A 22,050-nucleotide genomic window follows, 5' to 3' on the forward strand; every position below is an offset into this window, starting at 1 on the left:
TGGCCTACGGCTACCGGGATAACGACTACTTCTTTCTGAAGATAAAAGCAGCATTTCCCGGTAAAGCGCGATGAACCATAAAAAAGGCCGGCGTTAGCCGGCCTTTTTTATTACGTCTCAGCCTTACTTCTGGCTGGCACGCTCGAGCATACGCTTGGCGCGCTCGTTTGCTTCGTCAGCGGCCTTTTGGGCAGCTTTCGCAGCAGCCAGTGCTTCGTCTGCAGTCTGCTGGGCAGAGCGTGCAGCGCTGGAAGCGCTGTTAGCGGTGTTCAGAGCATTTTCAGCAGTTTGCTCAGCGGAGCTAGCGTTAGCATTCGCTTCGTCGATAGCACCCTGATCAGTAGTGGCACAGCCAGCGGTCAGTGCGGCGGCCATTGCAAACCCTGCGATCGTCAGTTTACGCATATCTTATCCCCTTATAGGTCGTTATATTTCCTGTGATCCAGAAGTCTGGATGACTTCCTGTCAAACCGGGCCCGATAGGCATTGACTACCGGAGTCGTAAAACAGTGTAAAACACTCTACGGGAAAATGTTAACTAAGGATACGTAAAAGTTCTTGGGTTATGACAACAACTTAATAAAAAAGAAAGTTTGATAACCGTCAGAAACGTATCAGGGAAGTATACGAATGGGGGTCCCATCGGCGACCAGTTGCCAGATCTCGTCCATCTCTTCATTGGTGACGGCGATGCACCCGTTGGTCCAGTCCAGACCGGTGTAAGCGAACGCCATATCGCCGGCTTCATTGGGCAAGCCATGAATCATGATGCTGCCACCGGGGTCCAGGCCCCAGGCGCTGGCCAGTTCCCGGTCCCGCACGTTGGGATAGGAAATGTGAATCGATTTATAGAAATCGCTGTCGGAGTTGCGCCAGTCCAGCTCGTAATCCCCTTCCGGGGTGCGTTCGTCGCCCTCGTACAGTTTGTGGCCTTCGGGGTTGTCGCCCAGTGAGATCCGGTAACTGCGAACGACGTCGTCATCGTCCATCAGATACAGCCTGCGTTCACTTTTATGTACCAGTACTTTGGTGATCGCGGCCAGTTCGTCCGTGGCGGGCTCGTCTGTCGGCATCCGGGTGTCGGCACGGGCCAGCAGATCTTCTGCATAGACACCCTGCATTGGCACGACAAGGCTGACGGCAAAGATGAACAGACTGAGGTAATAGCGGAACGTCATGGGCATAACTTACTAAGGATTAATGTTGGTCTGGCACAGTTTATAGCATAGCCAACCCTTGGAAAGGGAGTTGGTTTTGTTAACTTTCTTGACGGTTGCCTAACCGGACCGGGTTTTTTCCTGGCTGTCCATCTTCAGACCAACCTTGGTGACGCGGTCTGCTTCGGTGGCCCTGGCCACCAGCGTGACCGGGCCCAGAACCACCCTGTCGCCGACCACCGGGTGTCCGCGAGTCCGCCGCGCAAAGCACTCCGCGAGGGACAGTTCGGGGGGTAGCTCGTCGAATTCGATACCGTACACCTGCTCCACGTCTCCTAACAACGCGTCGCCATTGAGGACAAAGTCGCCGAAGAAGGCTCGCTCGGCGAGGTGTTTCGGGGCGTGGCGCCCACTGAGCGCCTTGCCCAATTCGGACAACGCGGCGGGAGTGGCGAACATGGCAATGACATCGCCGCTGAACACGTCCATTTCGGGGCTGGGCTGGTGGCAGATCCGCTCGCGGAACACCCCGGCAATGGCCGTATTCGCGGGCAGGCGCAGCTGGCCCAGGGGTCTGGGCGTGTTCCAGCTCTCCCCCCTCAGCGGAAACAGCATCAGCTCATGATCGCCGGTGGCCGGAACGTCCAGTGGCAGCCGGCGGTAAGGGTCTTCGCCGGCTGGCACCTCCAGCCCGAGTTTGCGTGCCAGCGGCGCCATGGTGGTGCCCTGCACGATCAACGACACCAGCACAATGAAGAACGCGGCGTGAAAAATCAGTTGGGAGTCAGGCAGATCCGCGATGATCGGGAACAACGCCAGTACGATGGGCACTGCGCCCCGCAAACCCACCCAGCTGATAAAGCCCAGTTCGCGCCGGTTGAAGCCGAACGGCCAGAGAGTGATCAGCACGGTCAGCGGTCGGATCAGGAAAATCAGCGCCAGCGCGAGGATCAGCCCGGCCCCGGCCAGTTGCCAGAGGTCGCTGGGGGTGACCAGCAGGCCCAGAATGAGGAACAGGCTGATCTGGGACAGCCAGGCCAGGCCGTCGTGCACCTGCAGAATCATTGGCATCATCCGCACCGGCCGGTTTCCGATCACCACCCCGGTCAGGTAGATGGCAAGAAACCCGCTGCCACCGATGGCATTGGTGCCGGAGAATACGGCAATGCCTGCTGCGGCGACCAGCAGGGGGTAAAGAGAGGGGGTCAGGCGGATGCGGTTGGCCAGCTCCACCACCGCGTAGCCACCGATCAGTCCGGCGGCGGCGCCAATGCCGAACTGCTCGGCCAGCATGATCACAGCGGTCCAGCCGGCGCTCTGACCCTCGCTGGCAATCATCGTGACCAGCATCAGGGTAAGGAAAATGGCCATCGGGTCGTTGCTGCCGGACTCGATTTCCAGGGTGGCGCTGACCCGTTCGTTCAGGTGCAGGCCACGCCCCTGCAACAGCGAAAAAACCGCGGCGGCGTCGGTGGATGAAATGATGGCGCCGATCAATAATGCGGTCAGCCAGTGCAGGTCGAACACCCACCACGCCACCAGACCGGCGCCGCCGGCGGTCAGGAATACGCCGACGGTGGCCAGCATCAAAGCCGGCCGCAACCCCACGCGGAATGTTTCCGCGCGGGTGCGCATGCCGCCGTCCAGCAGAATCACACCCAGGGCGAGGTTGGCGATCACAAAGGCCAGCTCGAAGTTATCGAAATCAATGCCGCCAGGGCCGTCTTCACCCATGATCATCCCGACGATCAGGAAAATCAGTAGCACAGGCATGCCCACCCGGCTCGACAGCGGGCTGAGTACAATGCTGATGACCAGCATCAGTGCGCCAATCAGGGTGAACGTGGGGTCCATCGGGTCTCCATTTGCCAGGATTACAGCATATCAGGACTGTCACAGTGGCGGTGATCGGATTTCCGGCTGCAGGGGCTTGCCGGCCGCGGGTCGCTCCGCTTATATTGCCGGAGCGGCAGCCGAATTGCGGGTGTAGTTCAATGGTAGAACGGCAGCTTCCCAAGCTGCATACGAGGGTTCGATTCCCTTCACCCGCTCCAATTCGCGCCCAGGCATCCGTTTCAGTGGAGTTTCAGGCGAGGATGCATCGCGCGGCTGATGCGGTCCATCAGCCAGATAATGCCGGTGCGGAGAAACCCGTGCAGGGCGACCTGGTGCATACGGTACAGGGAAACATAGAACAACCTCGCCACCCTGCCTTCAATATACATGCTGCGCCCCGACAGATTGCCCATCAGGTTGCCCACTGTGGTGTAGCGGCTGAAATTGATCAGTGAACCGTGATCGTTATATACGAACGGAATCGCGGGCTTGCCCTCCAGCCGGTTGCACAGGGTTTTGAACAGCGCATCGGCTTGCTGGTGGGCGGCCTGGGCTCTCGGAGGCACGGTCAGCTCGCTGTCGGGCTGTGGGCAGGCCGCGCAGTCGCCGAAGGCATAGATGTCGGGGTCCGCGGTGGTTTGCAGGGTCTGCTCCACCACCAACTGATTGCTACGATTGGTTTCCAGTCCTTCCAGGGCGGTCAGAAAACCGGGTGCCTTGATGCCTGCGGCCCAGATGGTCATTTCCGAGGGCAGTTCGGTGCCATCTTTCATGACCACACTCTCCGTGCGGATTTCGTTGACCGGCTGGCCGGTGAGCACCTTCACGCTCTGGCGTTCCAGCTCCCGGGTTGCAGCTGCAGAGAGCCGCCCGGGGAGCGCCGGTAAAATCCGGTCAGCGGCTTCGATCACGGTAATCGACACGTCGGAAGCCTGCAGGTGATTCATGCCGTACACCGGCAATTCCCGCGACGCCAGGCGCAGCTCGGCGGCCAGTTCGACACCGGTGGCGCCGGCACCGATGATGTTGATGTGCAGGGTGTGCTGGCCACCTTGCAGCGCTTCGTGGTTTTTCCTCAGGAAGGCGTTCAGCATCAGGTTGTGGAAGCGCCGCGCCTGTTTGAGACTGTCCAGGAACAGACAATGGTCCTGTGCGCCGGGTGTTCCGAAATCGTTGGCGGTACTGCCAACGGCCATCACCAGGGTGTCGTAGGCGATGCGGCGCTCGGGCACCACTTCGGTGCCGTCTTCATCGTGAAACGGGGCAATCACCAGGTGTTTCGTCTGGCGATCAAGCCCGGTCATGCGGCCCAGCTGGAACTCATAGTGATGCTTGCGGGCGTGGGCGCGGTAGTTGATTTCATTGGCGTTGGCGTCGAGAGAGCCGGAGGCCACTTCGTGTAGCAGCGGTTTCCAGACATGGGTCAGTCCGGAATCCACCAGAGTAATCCGTGCCCGTTTTTTCCGACCGAGTCTGTTGCCCAGGCTGGTGACCAGTTCGAGACCGCCGGCGCCGCCGCCAACGACCACGATGTGATGAAGGTTATCCATAACAATCATACCTTGAAGTGAAGAGAGCCAAGCGCTCTCAGGCGAAAGCGCTTGGCTGTCCTCACTGGCGTGCGGAACCGACGGGGTGATATTACGGCAAAACCAAGTCTAACGTTGGCGGGGTGATGGAGACAATTCTACCAACGTACCACCGTCCCGAAATCAACAGACTGTCTCAATGATGGGTGCGGTAACTGTCCAGAATGGATGCCATATCGCCACCGAGCTGTTGCAGCGCTTCGGCGCGAAGATCGCGCTCGCCCATGGCCCGCAACCCCATGATCTGTGCCTGGATGAGCCGCGCCAGACGTTGGCAATCCGTGTTGGGTGCCAGCTCCCCCCGCGCTCGGGCCTGTTCCAACAGCTCGGTAAGTGAGCGCTCGATCGCGGCCAGAATGCTGTTGGCCTGCTCGGCGAGCACGCCGTGGGTATAGGTGGCTTCCAGCAGTGTCTTGACGATCATGCAGGCTCGAGCCGGCGCCGCGAGTGCCGGGTTGCAGCTGGTGGCAATGTTGCGCAGGTAATCCTGCAGGCCGTCAACGAGGGAGTCGTACTGCTCCAGATGCAGGGCCAGCCCGTGGCCAGCTTGCTCGGCGTAGCTGGCCAGCGCTTCGGCAAACAGGTCGTCTTTGCTGCCGAATGTGGCGTAGATACTGCCGGGACGCATGTCCAGTGCCTGCTCGACCTGTTTCATGGAGCTGCCATGGTAGCCCTTCTGCCAGAACAGACCCACGGCCTTGTCGAGAGCGGTTTTGCGATCATAGCGTGCGTGTCTGGCCATACAACGATACACCGGTACCCTGTGTTGAATAGTCGCTCAAGTGTAGCGTGCGCGGCTATTCAATAACAACAACCGTTATCATTCAGGTGTCGCCCGCATCCGTTGCCAGGATATGGGCCTGCTTGATCCGCTGTTTGGTTTTCAGCCGTTTATCCACGCACTCCTCGTCATCCCGCAGAATGACCACACACTCCAGGCACTGAATGCACTCGTCGTAGTCTACCCGGCCGTCCTTGCGAATGGCGTTGATGCCGCAGGCGTTCTTGCAGTGCTGGCAGGGATTGCCGCATAGCTCCACCCGATCCAGCCAGCTGAACAACCGGAATCGGCCCAGCACCGCCAGACCGGCACCCAGCGGGCACAGATAGCGGCAATAGAACTTGTGTACAAACATGCCGATGATCAACAGGCCAACGGCGTAGGCCACGAAAGGCCAGTAGCGCACAAATAGCAGCGTGATGCTGGTTTTGAAGGGCTCCACTTCCGCCAGTTGCTCCGCCAGGGTAAGCGAATAGAACGCAGTGCCCACCAGTCCCAACAGAATCGGGTACTTGATAAGAATCAGGCGCCGGTGCCAGCGCTCCGGGATCCTGAGCTGGCGGATGCTCAGTTTTTCTCCCAGCCACGCCGCCATTTCCTGCAGTACGCCGAACGGGCATAACCAGCCGCAGAACAGTCCTCGCCCCCAGATAAACAGCGTCACAAAGGTGTAGGTCCAGAGGATGAAAATGACCGGGTCGAGCAGGAACACGTTGAGGGAGAAACCGTCCCAGATCGCCAGGAACAGGGTGTAGATGTTGACAACGGAGAGCTGCCCCTGAGCGTAGAAGCCGATAAAGAACAGGGTAAAAAACAGAAATCCCCAGCGGAAACGATGCACCAGTTTCGGGTGTCGGCTCAGCGTCCGCTGTCGGGCAAAGAACACGGTCAGTGTCGTCAGACCCAGCACCAGCAGCGCAATTTGCCACCAGCGTTCCTGCCACAGGCCGACCCAGACGGGCGCGCGGGTGTCTTCGGGATTGGGGGCCACCGCCACCGTCTCGAACATGTCCCCGTCAAACCGCACGGGCAAGTCGAAGCTGGCACGGTCCACAATCAGGTGGTTGCGGGCAAGTTCGATGTTGAACTGCAGTGTCGCTTCGGCGCCCGGATTGAACCCCGCATTGCCGCCGATGCGGAACAGGGTGTGTACTCCCAGCGCCGGCATGCCCGGCGCCTCGATGGTGAGATTCTGGTCAAGCAGGTTGAGATCCCGCAGCTCCACCGCGAGGTTGTTCTGGACCAGGCCGATCCGGTCGGGGGAGCTGCCGGGTACGAAATCCGCGGCAAGGTGGGGATAGCGACCGCCCGACATTACCGCAAGAATCTGAACCTGGTCGCCCAGGCGCCCCATCAGTCGCTGATAGCCTTCGTCGCCCAACAGATTGCGGCCCACCATGGGAGCATTGAGATAGCCGAAGAACAGCTTCGCAAAGGGTTCGCCGGTGTCCGGTGCGACGTTTTCGGGGTAGTTCGCGAGGGGTCTTCCGAGTTCCGCCTCAACCTGCCCGACGGTTATTGTCCCACGACCGAGGTAGCCCCGTTCGACCAGCTGCTGCCAGTCCAGAGGTTCAAAGAAATTCGCTCTGGCCCGGGTTGGCGCGCTCTGGGCAAAACCGTCCAGCTTATTACGGGCCACTTTCAGCGCCGAGGACAGCACCGTGTCATTGATAATCAGAACCGACACAGTGGCCTTGCTTACCCCGTCAAAATGCACCACGTTGCCATCACTGCGGGCGCCCGAGCGGTTAGTATTGGAGGTGTTGACGATGATCTGTTCCCGCAGCGAGCGGCCCTGGTACTGGTCAACGAATTCGAACAGAGGCGCTTCACCCAGGCCGTGAAGAAAGACCGGCTCATGGTGATGCAATACCTTCACTCCGGTAAACCGGCCGCGAGCGTCCAGTCCGACCAACAGGCGGATGGGTTTTCCCGCGAAGCCCTGAAGCCGGCTGTGGTCGATGGATTCGTAGGCGTAGCCAAGCAGCTCCTGCAACTGGTACACCGGATAGACCGGGAAATCAGGCAGCTTTTCTTCAATCACCGTTGCTGACGGAAACAGCTCCTGAATCAGTGCCCGTTTGGTGTCTGACAGCTCCGCATGGGCCGGAGAGGCCAGTAACAGGCAGGCGAAAAGGAGCAGGATGCGCCCAGCCATGGGTTACCCCTGTGTTTATGTTGTTTTGATTCCCCATGCTAAAGACTCTGCCCTGGGTCTCAATGCGACCTCAGAGCCAGCTGACTGCTACTTTGTGATAAGAGGTGGTGGTGAAAGGCCGTGACTGGAGGCAGACTCAGCCCAGGCGGCGCACCCGGGTCATCAGACCGCACCAGTCAATGGGCAGGCGATGCTCGAGCTCCGCCAGCAGCGGATCCTTCGAGTGCACCGATTCGAAGTGCCGTTTGCTGGCGTAGACCACGGTATTCTTGCTCTTGCTGGTGAACATCAGCAGCACGGCAAAGTGCTGCTTGAGCTGGCGGAAGTAGGGCCCTTCGGGGTCCGGGGTGCGGTGGTAGTTCAACACCAGCCAGCCGTCGCCGTCGAGCACCCGCGCACAGTCCTCCACAAACTGCTTCTGGGCCTGGGCCGGGCTCATGCGGTCGGCGTTGTAGAGATCCGCCAGGATCATGTTGGTGCTGGCATCCGGCAGCCGTTCAAGGGCATCCCGTGCGTCGGCAATGGTCACGGTCAGGCGCTGGCTGTCGGGCAGATCAAAAAATTCGCGCGCGGTATCCAGCACCGCTTGCCGCAACTCCACCGCATGCACCCGGCACGCCGGGTATAGATGCAGCAGGGCGCTGGCCATCACCCCGCCGCCGAGACCGAGCACGGTGACGTGCGCCGGGTTAGCGAACACCGCCGGCAACAGCATGGCGCGGTTGTATTCATGAACCGGCAGATGCGGGTAGCGCCGATCAATCTTGCTCTGCTCGAACATCGAATTGAAGGTCAGCACCCGGTGTTTGCGGTAATCAATAACCAGAATGCTGCCAAGAGCATCCCGGGTGTGGTGAATGATTTCGCCTTTGTTGAACATCCGGGTGTGAGGCTCGCCTGGTTGTTGTGGTTTCCTGCCATGAGCAGGTAGACCTGTTCTGTGTGACGGCGGTTGGCATCTGCTAGTCTGGACAGACGTGTATCACCGTTGTTAAAACCGTATTATCACAGAACAGGCCCGTCGCAGACACTGTCGGCGAGCTTAGCGCCCATGATCAACAGGAGGCAAAGCCGTGAAACTGGACGTTCGAGGAATTGAAGAAGGTCAGCCTGTTCCGGAGGCGTTTGCCTTCGGTGTCTACAGTGAGGCCGACCATATGAGCTTCGGCCCCAACCGCAATCCCGAAATGGCCTGGGACGAAGCCCCCGAGGGCACCCGGAGCTTTGTCGTGATGATGTTCGACCCGGACGTGCCCAGTGTGGCAGACGATGTGAACCAGGAAGGCAAGATTGTATCGAAAGACATACCGCGGGTGGATTTCTTCCACTGGTTGCTGGTGGATGTGCCGGCCAACATCCGTCTTATTCCCGAGGGCGAAGACAGCGATGGCGTGCGCCCCAAGGGCAAGGAGTGCGGCCCGGGCCCGGTGGGCATTCGCGGGGTGAATAACTACACCCAGTTCCTCGCTGGCAACCCGGATATGGCGGGTGTGTACGCCGGCTACGATGGCCCTTGCCCGCCCTGGAACGATGAAATTATCCATCACTACCACTTCGAGGTGCACGCACTGGATGTGGAAAGCCTGGGTCTGCAGGGTGAGTTTGACGGCAACGATGTGCGCGAAGCCATGGCCGGGCATGTGCTGGCCAGTGCCCGCGTCACCGGCACTTACACCCTGAATCCGGACCTTCGTCAGTAGCTCTGTCGCACCGTTCCCACGAATGTGGCCGGCCCGGCAACCGGGCCGGATTGCCGCGTTCGGTCATCAAACTGTCGTCTTGCTGTCACCCTGCCGTCACCGCCCGCTGACAGAGTGTTGTCATCCGGAACGGTTGAATGGCGGGAGACGACATGAGGAACTACCGGAGTGTGTTCATTTCCGATGTGCACCTGGGCACGGCGGATTGCCAGGCGGAGTATCTGCTGGACTTTCTGACCCAAGTGCGGTGCGAAACCCTCTATCTGGTCGGTGACATCGTCGATCTGATTGCCATGCAGCGGCGCGTGCATTTTCCGCCCTCCCACCACGCGGTCATTCACAAACTCATGGAGCTGGCTGCCACCGGAACCCGGGTTGTTTATGTGCCCGGCAATCACGACGATGTTCTGCGCCGTTTTTGCGGCCAGACCATTGCCGGCATCGAGCTCCATTACAAAGCGATTCACACCACCGCCGATGGCCGTCGATTCATGGTCTGTCACGGCGATCAGTTTGATCAGGTGGTGCGCTGCAGTCCGCTGATGCTGCTGGTGGGCGATCGGGCCCACGGCGTCCTCTTGCGACTGAACCGCTGGTTCAACGCCTGGCGCCGCATCAAGGGTAAGCCCTATTGGTCGCTGGCATCCTGGGTCAAAAGCCGGATCGGCAAGGCACGTACCTTTATTCGTCGGTTCGAGCTCGCGGCGCTGACGGTGGCCGAGAAGGGCAACTACGATGGCTTTATCTGCGGCCATATCCATTCCGCCGGATTCTTGCGCAGCGAGGACGGGTTGTACTGCAACGATGGCGACTGGGTGGAACATTGCACCGCGCTGGTGGAACGGGAGAACGGCCGGCTGGAACTACTGCACTGGTCCGAGTCACCGGTGGTGCTGGCGGTCGAACCTGATGCACCCCATCCGGAGGTGTGCGGCGATGCCCGCCCCATCCTGGATGTGGTTCCCGCCGGGTTTGTGGAACAGGTGAACCGCCTGGCCAGTTGATCCCGGCCGGGCCCCGAGTCATCGGTTCTGTACGATGGCCGCGCGGCGGGTAGAATACGGTGATGAACCGTTCACCGTGGATTTTCCGTGTCTCCCTTCTTGCCATCGTGGCCTTGCTGATGGCCGCGATCTGGCTGCTGCTGCGTCAACTGGGCATGCCCGCGAGCCTCTCCCCGGGGGCGTTGTCAGACTGGCTTGCCCAGCAGGGCGCCTTCGGACCGCTGTTTCTGATGTTGATGATGATTCTGGCGGTGGTGGTGGGTCCGATTCCCACCCTGCCCATCAGCGCCGCGTCCGGACTGGTTTACGGGGTAGTCGGGGGCACCGCCATTGCGGTGGCCGGCGCGCTTGCGGGCTCTCTTATCGCTTTCTATCTGGCGCGCGTGCTCGGGCGTGAAGCTGTCCAGCGCAAACTGGACAACAACCCGGTGTTTTCCGCGCAGGGTTCCCAGCGATTTCTGTTTATCGCGGTGGTGTTGACACGGTTGATCCCCCTGTTTTCCTTTGCCCTGATCAGCTACGCCGCCGGGGTCACGGCGATTCACCTCTGGCGCTACACCCTGGCCACGGCACTGGGCATGCTCCCCATGACCTTTGTGTTTGCCGGTCTGGGTCAGGGTTTCGAACTGAATCCGGTGGTGACCGTAGTCGCGGCCATCACGATCCTGGTGGTGATGAGCGTGCTACCGCTGTATCTCGGCCGACGCCCGCATTCCCGGCTGGCAGCCTGGCTGGAACTGAATCGCAGGGAGTGAGCGATAGACAGCCTCTTGGCTCGTTCTCCTGCCCCCCCTGGGTGACTATGTGCCATTCACCAGTGACTCACTATCTGTAAAAAGAGCTTTGGCGTCCGTCACCCGGGCCAGCCAGCTCAAGGGGATACCCTGTTCGCCGCCAACCCCGTGAATCGCCGCCATGGCTGGGCCGATAATCCAGCTGCGGCCGCAGGAGTCGCCGCCACAGTGGATGTTGGCGCGGACGGCTTCGGTATAACGGCTGGCATGGCTGAGGATGTGAAAGATCACCGGCATGGCCTCATGCAGGTAACAGGTGCGGCCGAAGGTGTCGCCGGCTTTGACTGCATCCAGTGACGAACCGGACAGGGCATGGCTCAGGTTATCCTGATCCGGCGCCCCGGTCCTGGCAGCTTCCAGGGCTGACGACATGGGCTTGCCCTGAAAAAGCTGGTCCAGAAGGGTCGCTGCGCATTTTGCCCAGGCCACCGCCTCGTCGTTGTGATTGGTCACCCGTACCGCCGCTTCGGTAACCTCCATCAGTTTATCGCTGCCGCAATAGCAGGCGACCAGTGGCGCCAGTTTGGATACGGCGGGCAGTTGCATGTCATCGGCACCGCTTTGTGGCAGCAGGTGCTGGTCGATGGTTTCAGCAATGTGAACGCCTGCTTCCTGAATGTCGGTTTCATGATAGGTCAGGTCGATGGCTTGGCGAACCGGCGCTGCCAGTTCCTTGCCCGTCAGGCAGCGGGTGTAGGGCAACACTTTCTGCACCAGTATCCGCTTCTGCTGATCGGTGAGATCAGCCTTCGTGGTCGCCAGGGCCTGGTCGATGGCGTTCTGTTCAATGTTGTTCAGATTATTCAGGGTCACCCGTGTCGGGTTATCCAGAAAGCCGATCCATGGCCCGCCCGGCCCGAAGAAACTCCGGAAACGCCGCTGGTAATCGCGGATATCCAGCTTGCCGTCACTGGCCAGGAGGCTGTCGATCAGCACCCCGGTGGCCGCGCCATAGTGGCTGATATCGCCGGACTGTTTTCCGTCGTGGGCAAAGTACCCAAAGCCGCCCGTAAAATAGCTGGCCTTCGGCGTCAGGAATTCCGGTGACTGGCCGCCCACCTCATGGATTCGCTGGCTGTCGTAAAGCCAATGCAGTCCCAGGCTGGCGGCGTCCGCCACCCAGCCGCCGGCCAGGGCAGTGATGACAGCGGGTTGTCTGTTGCTGGGCAGATTGCTGATCATGGGGTGCCTCCGGTCAGTCAGGTGCGGATCGTACGGTTTCCATACGCAAGGTGTACGGGGAATGCGTACGGGTAGCAAGCGAATGGGGACTTGTTCTGAACGGCTGGGCCGGAGCAGGTGCTGACGATGCGTCGCGGTGTTGCCCATGGTCAGGTCGGCCCGGACATCTGTGTGCCTGGTGCCGCGATACGGTTTCTTTTTATAGTGAATTGTGTGAGTGAATGTTCAAGAATGGTGGCTGGCCATCGAATCGCGCATCGTTTCCCCGTACGGATCGGACTGATAACGTCTGTGATCAAATTGTTAGAGAATATTGAGCGGAGTTTGACACTTTTCATGATGCGATCCCGTAAAACGGGGACAGAGGGCAACGGCGCGAGGTAAGTTTCAGTGTTTCTGTAACACTTTCACCAATCCCGTGTCTTAGCGGCATCAGGTATCAAGCTCAGATCAAAAGGATAGCTTCATGACGTTGAAAAAATGGATTCTGATCGCTGTGATTGCGGCGGTTGTCATCGGGTTTATTGCCAGCGGCGGTGGCGAGGTGCTCACGCTGCAGAACCTCAAGGATAACCAGCAACTTCTGGGCAACTGGATTGAACAGAACCTGCTGGTTGCGGTGCTCGGGTATGTGGTGATCTACGTGTTGGTAACAGCCCTTTCGCTGCCCGGGGCGACCATCATGACCCTCGCGGGGGGCGCGTTTTTCGGCAACCTGTATGGTCTCGCAGCAGTTTCCCTTGCCTCGACCGTTGGTGCGTCACTGGCCTTTGTCGTGGCCCGTTTTCTGATGCGTGACACCTTGCGCCGGCGCTACGGGGAAACGGTAGCGAAAATGGATCGTGGCATTGAAAAGGACGGTGCATTTTACCTGGCCACCCTGCGCCTGGTGCCGGTGTTTCCGTTCTTCCTGATCAATCTGGCCATGGGCCTGACGGGGATGAAGCTGCGCACCTACGCCCTGGTAAGCTGGCTGGCGATGCTGCCGGGTACCTTTGTCTATGTGAATGCAGGCACTCAGCTGGGACAGATTCAGTCCACCGGCGATATTGTCTCCGCGGAGTTGCTGCTGTCGTTTGCCCTGCTTGGGATCTTTCCGCTGATCGCCAAGTTTGTGGTGGGCATGATCCGCCGCCGCAAGGTGTACGCCGGCTGGAAGAAGCCGGAGCACTTTGATTACAACCTGCTGGTCATCGGCGGCGGGTCCGCAGGGCTGGTGTCCTCCTACATTGCCGCCGCGGTGAAAGCCAAAGTGGGCCTGATCGAAAAGCACAAAATGGGGGGTGACTGCCTGAACACCGGTTGCGTGCCCTCGAAAGCGTTGATTCGCAGTGCCAAGGCGGCGGATACCATGCGTCATGGCAACCGGTACGGCCTCGAATCAGTGCCGGTGAAGGGCTCGTTCAAAAACATCATGAGTCGCGTGCAGGAGGTGGTGGCCAAGGTTGAGCCCCACGACTCACCCGAGCGTTACCGCAACCTCGGCGTGGATTGCATCTTCGGCGAGGCCAGTTTCGTATCTCCCTGGGAGCTGGAAGTAAAACACAACGACGGTCGCACCGAGCGACTGACCGCGCGCAGTATCGTGGTGGCCACCGGTGGCAAGCCAGCCATGCCACCGATTCCGGGACTGCAGGACATGAACCCCCTGAACTCGGACAACCTGTGGCAGTTGCAGGACCAGCCGCAGCGGCTGCTGGTGCTGGGCGGTGGCCCCATCGGGTCCGAGCTCGCCCATGCCTTTGTGCGCCTGGGCAGCCAGGTGATTCAGGTGGAAATGGGCGATCGCCTGCTGGCGAAAGAAGACGACGATGTCTCGGAGCTGATCAGGGCGCAGTTCGAGAGAGACGGTATCGATTTGAGGCTGGGCCATGCCGCCAGGGAATTTGCGGTGGAAGACGGCGAGAAGGTGGTGTATTGCGAACATCAGGGCGAACGCGTGCGCATCCCCTTTGACGAGGTACTGGTCGCTGTGGGGCGCGCCGCCAACACCACCGGTCTGGGGCTGGAGAACATCGGGGTCGACACCCTGCCCAACGGCACCGTACCGGTGGAAGAGGACATGAGTATGCGGTTCCCGAACGTGTTCGCCTGCGGCGATGTCGCCGGGCCGTATCAGTTCACCCACGCCGCGGCTCATCAGGCCTGGTATGCGGCGGTGAATGGCCTGTTTGGTCAGTTCAAGCGCTTCAAGGTGGATTACCGTGTCATGCCCTGGGTGACCTTCACCTCGCCAGAAGTGGCGCGGGTGGGCCTCAGTGAGGCGGAAGCCAAAGCACAGGGCGTCGCCTACGAGGTGACCCGTTACGGCCTGGACGATCTGGATCGGGCCATCGCCGAGAGCGAAGACTACGGCTTTATCAAGGTGCTGACGCCGCCGGGCAAAGACAAGATTCTGGGCGCTGTGGTGGTGGGCTCCCACGCCGGTGAGATACTGGCCGAATTCACCCTGGCGATGAAGCACGGGCTGGGGCTGAACAAGATACTGGGTACCATTCATCCGTACCCCACCTGGAACGAATCGGCCAAGTACGCCGCGGGCGAATGGAAGCGAGACCACGCGCCCGCAGGCATTCTGAAACTGCTGGAGAAGCTGCACGGCTGGCGTCGTGGCAAAGGTCGGAACCCGCAGGAAAAACGTAAAGAGATAACAACAAGTTGAACAAGATCGGGTGCCAGGTGTAACGAAACCGCCGCACCCGTGTCTGACAACCGACACCATTGAAACTCCGAGGAGCATCCATGCCCCTGACCGAAACCCGACCGCCCCGCAGTAAGCGCATTCCGGCCGTGGAAGTTCTCGAACCCCGGGCGTCCGACAGCTGGACCCACACTCGCAACGGCGACCCGCGGGGCTACATTGATGCGGACAAGTTGAAAGAGTTGTGGATCCACACCGGCACTGCCTGCAACCTGGCCTGCCCCTTCTGCCTCGAAGGTTCGCACCCCGGCGACGGGCGTATCCCGGGTATGAAGCTCAGTGACGTGAAACCGTTCATTCACGAAGCCATCGACATGGGCGTGGAGCAGTTCTCCTTCACCGGTGGCGAGCCGTTCGTGATTCGCGATTTCGTTAACATTCTGGATTATGCCAGCCAGCACCGGCCCTGCTTCGTGCTCACCAATGCCACCGAACCGCTGCTGAAACGCCGCCACCAGGTGCTGCCGCTGCTGGACAACCCCTATCCGATTCATTTCCGCGTCAGCCTGGATTTCCCGGATCGCGCCCGCCACGACAAGGATCGTGGCGAAGGCAGCTTCGATCAGGCGCTGGAAGGCATCCACTGGCTGATCGAGCAGGGTTTCAAAGTATCCATTGCCCGCCAGACCGATCCGGATGAACTACCGTCCCGCGTCGAGGCCGCGTTCCGTGAGATCTTCCGGGAGTGGAATATCCCGGACGATCTGTCGTTTACCGCGTTTCCCGACCTCGGGGCGCCGGGTTCGGAGGATGGCAGCCCGGAGATCACCGAAACCTGCATGGAGAAGTACCCGACCCGGGAAGCCCGTTCTCATTTCATGTGCACCTACACGCGCATGCTGGTGAAGAAGGGCGAGCAGGTGCGGGTGTATGCCTGCACCCTGGTGGACGATGATCCCCAGTACGATCTGGGCGGCACGCTGGCCGAGAGCATGGAGGAACGCATCATGCTGCGGCATCACCGGTGTTTCTCCTGTTATCGATTTGGCGCCAGTTGTTCGGCGCCCGGATGACGTGAGATGACCGACGGCTATTTCCAGAGGTGGAGGCCGGCCAGGGGGGAATGAGTGTCCAAAACATTAAAAGAAGCCACGCTTCTCCGTTTTAGACACTCATTCCCTCCTGGCCGGCCTGCCCCCAAACCAAAAAATAACGAATCGGAAACGAACAATGAACTTTACTGAAGCCTCCCTGTTCTGGGGATTTTTGCTGGTCTACGGCGTACTCATGTATGTGCTGTCGCCGAAGAGCAAGAACGCCAATTCGTTCTACAGAGGCGCGGATGATAACGGCAACCCGGTGGGTCAGTGGTCACTGACTGCCAGTATCTTCATCAGCTGGATTTTCGCCAAGTCGGTCACCAACGCCGCCAACCTCGGTGCCGCCTATGGCGTGGTGGGCGGATTGGCGTATGCCAGTTACTGGTTGTCCATCCCCGTGGCCGGTTATGTGATCTACCTGATCCGTACCCAGACCGGCGCCCGCAGCCTGCAGGACTTTCTGACGTCCCGCTTTGGCCGGCTCGCCAGTCTGGCGTTTGCGGCGGCCATCCTGATCCGGCTGTACAACGAAGTCTGGAGCAACACCGCCGTTGTCGGCGGTTACTTCGGGCTGCCCGGAGAGTGGGAATACTACTCCGCGGCGATGCTGTTCACCGTGTTTACCCTGGCCTACAGCCTCAAGGGTGGTCTGCGGTCGTCGATCTTCACCGATGTCATTCAGGCGTTCGTGTTTGTGTTTTTCGTCGGGGCGGTGTTGTTCCTGATTATTCCCGCCAACGACACCAGCGCGCTACTGACCAACGGCGAATTCAGGCTTAACGCCGGCTTTGACCTGCTGCTGGTGGCTCTGCTGCAGCTGTTCAGTTACCCCTTCCACGATCCGGTGCTCACCGATCGGGGCTTCGTGAACAAAGAAAAGACCATGCTCAAGAGCTTTGTGGTGGCCGGGCTTCTGGGCTTTGTGGCGGTGTTTATATTCAGCCTTGTAGGTGTTCATGCCCGTCTGAACGGTATCGACGCCATGGGCAATGCGCCTGCGGCTGTGGGACAGTCATTGGGGCTGGCGGCGCTGTTCTTCATGAGCGTGGTGATGATGACTTCAGCAGGCTCAACGCTGGATTCCACCTTTTCATCGCTCGCGAAATCCCTGGCCGTGGATCTGCCCCGGCTGGCCCGCCGGGCCTCGGATAAATTACCGAGTATGCGGGTCGGTGCGCTGGTGATGATCGTGTTTGCGCTCCTTGGCAACCTGCCGATGTTTGCCGGCACTGACATCCTCAAGGCTACGACCATCTCCGGTACGATGGTCATGGGTCTGGCGCCGGTGTTTCTGTTCTATGGTTTCACCCGCTGGTCGCCCTGGAGTTTCCATCTGAGCTTCTGGACCGGCCTGTCGCTGGGTGTGCTGCTGACGGTGGGGCTGATTCCCGCAAGCTGGGCGATTGGTGAGGGTGCCTACGCCATGCTGCTGGGCGTTAATGCCTACGGTTTTCTGATCTGTACGGCAGGCTTCTTCCTGCCCCTGGTGCTGCGGCGACTGGCCGGCCGCACGCTGGCCGCCGGCGAGGCCTGAGGGGGCAACATGACGGAAGGCCGCAGCTGTCCGTTGGCATACCGTTACGATCCGGCCACGCTAGCGGAGAACCCGACGCGGGTGTCCGAGGATGTGTTGTATGTGATCGGCGGTCTCTACGGCAATCCCTATGCCCTGGATGAGATTGAGGAAATGGCCCTTGCCGAGGAGCGGCAGGGTCATCGTGTGAAGTTGGTCTTCAATGGCGACTTTAACTGGTTCAATGCCAGCGATGCCCTGTTTCGTGACATCAATAACCGGGTGCTGGATCACACCGTCAACCTCGGCAATGTGGACTATGAGCTGGCCAATCCGAGTCCGGGTGCCGGTTGCGGTTGCGCCTATCCGGCGTTTGTTGATCAGGGTGTGGTTGAGCGCTCCAACCGGATGATGGAGCGGTTGCAGGCCACCGCCGGCGAGCATCCGGACATTCTCAAGCGCTTGTCGCTGTTGCCGCGTTATCGGTGTCTTATATTTGGAGGCCTAAAGGTTTTGGTGCTTCACGGCGATCCGGAGTCTCTGGCGGGCTGGGGGCTTGCCTACGAATCTTTCGCCGCGGGCAACGAAGCCCGGCTGGCAGACTGGTTCCGCGCCAGCGGTGTGGATCTGATTGTTTCCACTCATACCTGTCTGCCGGTTCTCTGGAAAGGAACGGTGGACGGTCGTTCCTGCGCGGTGGCCAATAACGGTGCGGCGGGTATGGGCAACCTGGTGTCCGACCCCCGTGGACTGATTACCCGCATTGGATTTACAAGCCCCGTGGCTGAGCCTGTGGCCGGTATTGAGAGTCACGGTCTTAATGTCACGCTGCTGCCGGTGGCGTACCCGTTGCAAGCCTGGTTACAAGCATTTGACCAACTGTGGTCGCCGGGTTCAGCGGCCGCCATCTCCTACCGCGATCGTCTGGTCAGCGGGACTTCGCTGATGCCGGAGCGCATTGTTTTCCCGGCGCTTCCTTAACCGTTTTGTCACTGGCGGTTGCTTTAATAGAGGCTATTCTTAAACAACGGGTCGGGCGTCTGTGGCGTGCACCCAGCGGCCCCAACTTGAAATATATTTTGTGGTCTATATAATTTAGCCCTAACTTTTTGACGCGAAACCATCACGCTATGACATCAGAAGGATCGAATACCACCGCCATCACCCTCCGTACACCGGTCAAGGATGATGGCTACAGGCTCCATCGATTGGTGGCGGAATGCCCTCCGCTGGACCCCAACTCGATTTACTGCAACCTGCTGCAGTGCAGCCACTTTGCCGACACCGGCGTGGCCGCGGAGAAGGACGGCGATCTGGTCGGCTTTATCTCCGGATACATCCCTCCCCAACAGCCCGGCACCGTATTCGTGTGGCAAGTGGCAGTTCATGAAAAAGGTCGTGGACAGGGCCTGGCCAAGCGGATGCTGAAAGAGATTGTGGGCCGCGATGCGTGCAAACGTGTAACGCACCTGGAAACCACCATCACCGAGGACAACGAAGCCTCGTGGGCGCTGTTCCGTTCGTTCGCGCGTGACCTGGGGGCCGAGCTCACCTATCACGAGCATTTTGAGAAAGAGACCCACTTCGGCGGCAAGCACGATTCCGAGTTCCTGCTGCGCATCGGGCCTTTCACCAAGCCAGCCTGAGCGTCAGTCAACGACGCAGGCATTACTGACCGCTTTCTGGATGAGCCGGCAGACCACTGAGGCAGGTCTGTCGCCACGGCTCTGACGAATGTGTGGCTGGCTGATCGCGACTGTACCCGACGGGCTGCCCACAGACACCTCGAACCTGACATGCTAAGAGGCAAGACAATGGAACTTTTCAAGTCGACCGAATCTGAAGTACGCGTTTATTCCCGCGCTTTTCCGGTGATTTTCAATCGCGCCAAGAATGCGCATCTGTACACCGAAGACGGCAAGGAATACCTGGACTTTCTCGCCGGTGCCGGCTCCCTGAACTACGGCCACAATAACGACATCCTGAAGCAGGCGCTGCTCGAATACATCGAAGCCGATGGCGTGAGCCAGGGCCTGGATATGTTCACCACGGCCAAGCACAACTTCATTGAGTCCTATAAGAAGTACATTCTGGATCCCCGCGGCCTGAACTACAAAATGCAGTTCACCGGCCCCACCGGTACCAACTGCGTGGAAGCGGCCATGAAGCTGGCGCGCAAGGTCAAGGGCCGTAACGGCATCATCTCGTTCACCAACGGTTTCCACGGGGTCACCATGGGCGCCGTGGCGGCGACCGGCAACAAACACCACCGTGGTGGTGTGGGCACGCCGCTGGGCAATGTTGATTTCATGTTCTACGACGGTTACCTGGGCGACGACGTCGACAGCCTGGCCATCATGGACAAGCTGCTGAATGACGGTTCCTCCGGTTTCGAGCTGCCCGCAGCCGTAATTGTCGAGGCGGTGCAGGGCGAGGGTGGTCTCAACGCCTGCCGTGCCGAGTGGCTGAAAGGCTTGTCAGAGCTGTGCAAGAAGCACGACATTCTGCTGATTCTGGACGACATCCAGGCGGGTAATGGCCGTACCGGCGAGTTCTTCAGCTTCGAGTTTGCCGGCATCAAGCCGGACATTGTGACGGTGTCCAAGTCCCTCAGTGGCTACGGCCTGCCGATGGCGCTGGTACTGTTCAAGCCGGAGCTGGACGTATGGGATCCGGGCGAGCACAACGGTACCTTCCGTGGCAACAACATGGCCTTCATCACCGCCCGCAGTGCGGTTGAAACCTATTGGCGCGACGATGCCTTCGCAAACGAAGTGAAGGCGAAGACCAGGATTCTGGGTGATGCACTGCAGGCGATTTGCGACATGTACCCCGGTGAGTTCAAAATGAAGGGACGCGGTTTGATGCGTGGTATCGAAGCCACACACGCGGACATCACCGGCGCGATCACCAAGCGGGCCTTCGAGCACGGTCTGATCATCGAGACCAGTGGCCCCAACGATGAAGTCATCAAGTGTCTGATGCCGCTGACCACCAGTGAAGACGACCTGAGAAAGGGTGCCGCGCTGCTGGCCAGAAGTGTGGACGAGATCATGCAGGAAGGGATCAGCGAGGCGTCGTAAGGCGCCACCTCCATCTGGACATTCATTCTGCAGGACAGCGAAGACAATACTATGACGACGCACTTACATACCGTAGAGAAGATTGGCGGCACCTCGATGAGCAATTACGAGGCGGTCCGTGACAACATCATCATCGGTGCCCGCAGCAAAGACGACCTGTACCAGCGCATTTTCGTGGTGTCTGCCTACGCGGGCGTAACCAACGAGTTGCTGGAACACAAGAAAACCGGCGAGCCCGGCGTTTACGCCCTGTTTGCCGACGCCGAGTCCGACTGGGCCTGGGGCGATGATCTCACCAAACTGGTGAAGTTCCTCACCGATCTGAACGGCGAGCTGTTCGAGGATCCGATGCTGAAACAGCAGGCGGACCAGTTCATCACCGATCGCATCGAGGGGGTGCGGGGCTGCCTGATTGATCTGCAGCGCCTCTGTTCCTACGGCCAGTTCCAGCTGGAGGAGCATCTGCTGACGGTGCGGGAAATGCTGGCCGGCATCGGCGAGGCTCATAGCGCCTTCAACACTGCACTGAAGCTCCAGCAAGAGGGCATCAATGCCCGTTTCGTGGATCTCACCGGCTGGCGCGACAACGAGCTGCTGCCGCTGGATGAGAAGCTGAAGCAGACATTTGATGCAGTTGACCTGTCCCGTGAGCTGCCGATTGTTACCGGCTACGCCCAGTGCAGGGAAGGTCTGATGCGGACCTTTGACCGGGGCTACAGTGAGATGACCTTTAGCCGGGTGGCGGTGATCACCGAAGCTCGTGAAGCGATCATCCATAAGGAATACCACCTCAGTTCCGCCGACCCCAACATTGTCGGGGCCGAGAAGGTGGTGCCTCTGGGGCGTACCAATTACGACGTGGCCGATCAGCTGGCCAACCTCGGCATGGAGGCGATTCACCCCCGTGCTGGTAAGGGTCTGCGCCAGAACGAGATTCCGCTGCGGGTGATGAACACCTTCGAGCCGGAGCATACCGGTACCCTGATCACCGGCGATTACGTCAGTGAGAAGGCCCAGGTGGAAATCATTGCTGGCGCCAAGGGCGTGTTTGCGGTGGAAGTGTTCGATCAGGACATGCAGGGCGAACCCGGTTCCGATCGCCGCATCCTGGACGTGCTGAGCCGCTTCAAGGTGCGGTTCATGTCCAAGGACACCAACGCCAACACCATCACCCACTACGTGGGCAGCACCCTGAAGCACGTCAAGCGGGTGGTCAAGGCGCTGAAAGAAGAGTTCCCCAACGCCGAAATCAACACCCGCAAGGTAGCGGTGGTGTCGGCCATCGGCAGTGATATGAAAGTGCCGGGCATCCTCGCCCGTTCCGTTAAATCGCTGGCCGACGGGGAAATCAGCATTCTGGCGTTGCACCAGTGCATGCGCCAGGTGGATATTCAGTTTGTGGTGGACGAAGACGATTACGAGAAAGCCATCGTGGCGCTGCACGGTGTGCTTATTGAACCCCACAATCACGAATACGCCATCGTCGCGGCCTGACCCGCGACCGCGGATGGC

The 22,050-nt window shown here is 59.7% G+C and carries 18 protein-coding genes and 1 tRNA gene; 11 read left to right on the top strand and 8 right to left on the bottom strand.

The genetic code is table 11. The features are described from left to right. Positions 1-123: 123 nt before the first annotated feature. From MLC70_RS13320 to MLC70_RS13330, 3 genes are all read right to left on the bottom strand, one after another. Positions 124-405 carry an Lpp/OprI family alanine-zipper lipoprotein gene (locus MLC70_RS13320; protein WP_248184539.1) on the bottom strand — a complete coding sequence of 94 codons (282 nt, stop codon included), beginning with the start codon at positions 403-405 and terminating at the stop codon, positions 124-126. A gap of 209 nt (positions 406-614) precedes the next feature. Next, positions 615-1,121, bottom strand: coding sequence for a L,D-transpeptidase family protein (locus MLC70_RS13325; RefSeq protein ID WP_248184770.1), 507 nt, complete (start codon positions 1,119-1,121; stop codon positions 615-617). A 156-nt stretch (positions 1,122-1,277) separates the two neighbouring features. Then, on the bottom strand, positions 1,278-3,011 hold the full coding sequence (locus MLC70_RS13330; RefSeq protein ID WP_248184542.1) for a potassium/proton antiporter: 1,734 nt from the start codon (positions 3,009-3,011) through the stop codon (positions 1,278-1,280). A gap of 126 nt (positions 3,012-3,137) precedes the next feature. Here MLC70_RS13330 and MLC70_RS13335 point away from each other — a divergent pair. Next, positions 3,138-3,211: transfer RNA gene (locus MLC70_RS13335), tRNA-Gly, on the top strand. A 21-nt stretch (positions 3,212-3,232) separates the two neighbouring features. Here the strand turns inward: MLC70_RS13335 and MLC70_RS13340 are convergent. The 4 genes from MLC70_RS13340 to MLC70_RS13355 all read right to left on the bottom strand — a co-directional run bounded on the left by MLC70_RS13340 (position 3,233) and on the right by MLC70_RS13355 (position 8,401). Continuing rightward, positions 3,233-4,543 (bottom strand): NAD(P)/FAD-dependent oxidoreductase, encoded by a 1,311-nt coding sequence (locus tag MLC70_RS13340; protein WP_248184547.1) that lies wholly within the window; start codon positions 4,541-4,543, stop codon positions 3,233-3,235. A gap of 175 nt (positions 4,544-4,718) precedes the next feature. Beyond that, a complete protein-coding gene (locus MLC70_RS13345; RefSeq protein WP_248184550.1) occupies positions 4,719-5,324 on the bottom strand; it encodes a TetR/AcrR family transcriptional regulator in 606 nt (201 codons plus the stop codon). An 82-nt stretch (positions 5,325-5,406) separates the two neighbouring features. Then, positions 5,407-7,521: a NosR/NirI family protein gene (locus tag MLC70_RS13350; RefSeq protein WP_248184553.1), complete on the bottom strand. Its 2,115-nt coding sequence runs from the start codon at positions 7,519-7,521 to the stop codon at positions 5,407-5,409. 136 nt (positions 7,522-7,657) lie between these two features. After that, complete coding sequence (locus MLC70_RS13355; protein WP_248184556.1) at positions 7,658-8,401, bottom strand: spermidine synthase; 744 nt, start codon at positions 8,399-8,401, stop codon at positions 7,658-7,660. 193 nt (positions 8,402-8,594) lie between these two features. On the opposite strand from MLC70_RS13355, the gene MLC70_RS13360 reads away from it, so the two are divergent. The 3 genes from MLC70_RS13360 to MLC70_RS13370 all read left to right on the top strand — a co-directional run bounded on the left by MLC70_RS13360 (position 8,595) and on the right by MLC70_RS13370 (position 10,980). After that, a complete protein-coding gene (locus MLC70_RS13360) occupies positions 8,595-9,221 on the top strand; it encodes a YbhB/YbcL family Raf kinase inhibitor-like protein (RefSeq protein WP_248184558.1) in 627 nt (208 codons plus the stop codon). A 152-nt stretch (positions 9,222-9,373) separates the two neighbouring features. Further along, positions 9,374-10,225 carry a UDP-2,3-diacylglucosamine diphosphatase gene (locus tag MLC70_RS13365; RefSeq protein ID WP_248184559.1) on the top strand — a complete coding sequence of 284 codons (852 nt, stop codon included), beginning with the start codon at positions 9,374-9,376 and terminating at the stop codon, positions 10,223-10,225. Positions 10,226-10,287: 62 nt separating this feature from the next. Next, positions 10,288-10,980, top strand: coding sequence for a TVP38/TMEM64 family protein (locus MLC70_RS13370; RefSeq protein ID WP_248184560.1), 693 nt, complete (start codon positions 10,288-10,290; stop codon positions 10,978-10,980). Positions 10,981-11,025: 45 nt separating this feature from the next. Here MLC70_RS13370 and MLC70_RS13375 read toward each other — a convergent pair whose 3' ends face one another. Continuing rightward, the gene (locus tag MLC70_RS13375; RefSeq protein ID WP_248184562.1) at positions 11,026-12,201 is read right to left on the bottom strand and encodes an ADP-ribosylglycohydrolase family protein; all 1,176 of its coding nucleotides are present in this window, start codon (positions 12,199-12,201) and stop codon (positions 11,026-11,028) included. A 466-nt stretch (positions 12,202-12,667) separates the two neighbouring features. Here MLC70_RS13375 and MLC70_RS13380 point away from each other — a divergent pair, with 466 nt between their 5' ends. The 7 genes from MLC70_RS13380 to MLC70_RS13410 all read left to right on the top strand — a co-directional run bounded on the left by MLC70_RS13380 (position 12,668) and on the right by MLC70_RS13410 (position 22,032). Beyond that, positions 12,668-14,863 carry an FAD-dependent oxidoreductase gene (locus MLC70_RS13380; protein ID WP_248184563.1) on the top strand — a complete coding sequence of 732 codons (2,196 nt, stop codon included), beginning with the start codon at positions 12,668-12,670 and terminating at the stop codon, positions 14,861-14,863. 80 nt (positions 14,864-14,943) lie between these two features. After that, positions 14,944-15,915, top strand: a complete 972-nt coding sequence (locus MLC70_RS13385) for a radical SAM protein (RefSeq protein WP_248184564.1) — start codon at positions 14,944-14,946, stop codon at positions 15,913-15,915. 157 nt (positions 15,916-16,072) lie between these two features. Continuing rightward, positions 16,073-17,476: a sodium:solute symporter family transporter gene (locus MLC70_RS13390; protein ID WP_248184566.1), complete on the top strand. Its 1,404-nt coding sequence runs from the start codon at positions 16,073-16,075 to the stop codon at positions 17,474-17,476. Between the two features lie 9 nt (positions 17,477-17,485). After that, positions 17,486-18,436, top strand: a complete 951-nt coding sequence (locus tag MLC70_RS13395) for a metallophosphoesterase family protein (protein ID WP_248184569.1) — start codon at positions 17,486-17,488, stop codon at positions 18,434-18,436. 149 nt (positions 18,437-18,585) lie between these two features. Further along, positions 18,586-19,101 (top strand): diaminobutyrate acetyltransferase, encoded by a 516-nt coding sequence (ectA, locus tag MLC70_RS13400; protein ID WP_248184571.1) that lies wholly within the window; start codon positions 18,586-18,588, stop codon positions 19,099-19,101. Between the two features lie 168 nt (positions 19,102-19,269). Beyond that, positions 19,270-20,538: a diaminobutyrate--2-oxoglutarate transaminase gene (gene ectB / locus MLC70_RS13405; RefSeq protein ID WP_248184573.1), complete on the top strand. Its 1,269-nt coding sequence runs from the start codon at positions 19,270-19,272 to the stop codon at positions 20,536-20,538. Positions 20,539-20,589: 51 nt separating this feature from the next. After that, the gene (locus tag MLC70_RS13410; protein ID WP_248184575.1) at positions 20,590-22,032 is read left to right on the top strand and encodes an aspartate kinase; all 1,443 of its coding nucleotides are present in this window, start codon (positions 20,590-20,592) and stop codon (positions 22,030-22,032) included. The last annotated feature ends 18 nt before the right edge of the window (positions 22,033-22,050 follow it).

It is taken from the genome of Marinobacter goseongensis (assembly GCF_023156235.1).
Lineage (GTDB): Bacteria > Pseudomonadota > Gammaproteobacteria > Pseudomonadales > Oleiphilaceae > Marinobacter > Marinobacter goseongensis.

Coding starts and splice junctions, on each gene's coding strand:
- MLC70_RS13395 (WP_248184569.1), top strand. CDS start 17,486: ATGACGGAAGGCCGCAGCTGTCCGTTGGCATACCGTTACGATCCGGCC.
- MLC70_RS13390 (WP_248184566.1), top strand. CDS start 16,073: ATGAACTTTACTGAAGCCTCCCTGTTCTGGGGATTTTTGCTGGTCTAC.
- MLC70_RS13330 (WP_248184542.1), bottom strand. CDS start 3,011: ATGGACCCCACGTTCACCCTGATTGGCGCACTGATGCTGGTCATCAGC.
- MLC70_RS13375 (WP_248184562.1), bottom strand. CDS start 12,201: ATGATCAGCAATCTGCCCAGCAACAGACAACCCGCTGTCATCACTGCC.
- MLC70_RS13325 (WP_248184770.1), bottom strand. CDS start 1,121: ATGCAGGGTGTCTATGCAGAAGATCTGCTGGCCCGTGCCGACACCCGG.
- ectB (WP_248184573.1), top strand. CDS start 19,270: ATGGAACTTTTCAAGTCGACCGAATCTGAAGTACGCGTTTATTCCCGC.
- ectA (WP_248184571.1), top strand. CDS start 18,586: ATGACATCAGAAGGATCGAATACCACCGCCATCACCCTCCGTACACCG.
- MLC70_RS13320 (WP_248184539.1), bottom strand. CDS start 405: ATGCGTAAACTGACGATCGCAGGGTTTGCAATGGCCGCCGCACTGACC.
- MLC70_RS13350 (WP_248184553.1), bottom strand. CDS start 7,521: ATGGCTGGGCGCATCCTGCTCCTTTTCGCCTGCCTGTTACTGGCCTCT.
- MLC70_RS13385 (WP_248184564.1), top strand. CDS start 14,944: ATGCCCCTGACCGAAACCCGACCGCCCCGCAGTAAGCGCATTCCGGCC.
- MLC70_RS13370 (WP_248184560.1), top strand. CDS start 10,288: ATGAACCGTTCACCGTGGATTTTCCGTGTCTCCCTTCTTGCCATCGTG.
- MLC70_RS13410 (WP_248184575.1), top strand. CDS start 20,590: ATGACGACGCACTTACATACCGTAGAGAAGATTGGCGGCACCTCGATG.
- MLC70_RS13355 (WP_248184556.1), bottom strand. CDS start 8,401: ATGTTCAACAAAGGCGAAATCATTCACCACACCCGGGATGCTCTTGGC.
- MLC70_RS13365 (WP_248184559.1), top strand. CDS start 9,374: ATGAGGAACTACCGGAGTGTGTTCATTTCCGATGTGCACCTGGGCACG.
- MLC70_RS13340 (WP_248184547.1), bottom strand. CDS start 4,543: ATGGATAACCTTCATCACATCGTGGTCGTTGGCGGCGGCGCCGGCGGT.
- MLC70_RS13380 (WP_248184563.1), top strand. CDS start 12,668: ATGACGTTGAAAAAATGGATTCTGATCGCTGTGATTGCGGCGGTTGTC.
- MLC70_RS13345 (WP_248184550.1), bottom strand. CDS start 5,324: ATGGCCAGACACGCACGCTATGATCGCAAAACCGCTCTCGACAAGGCC.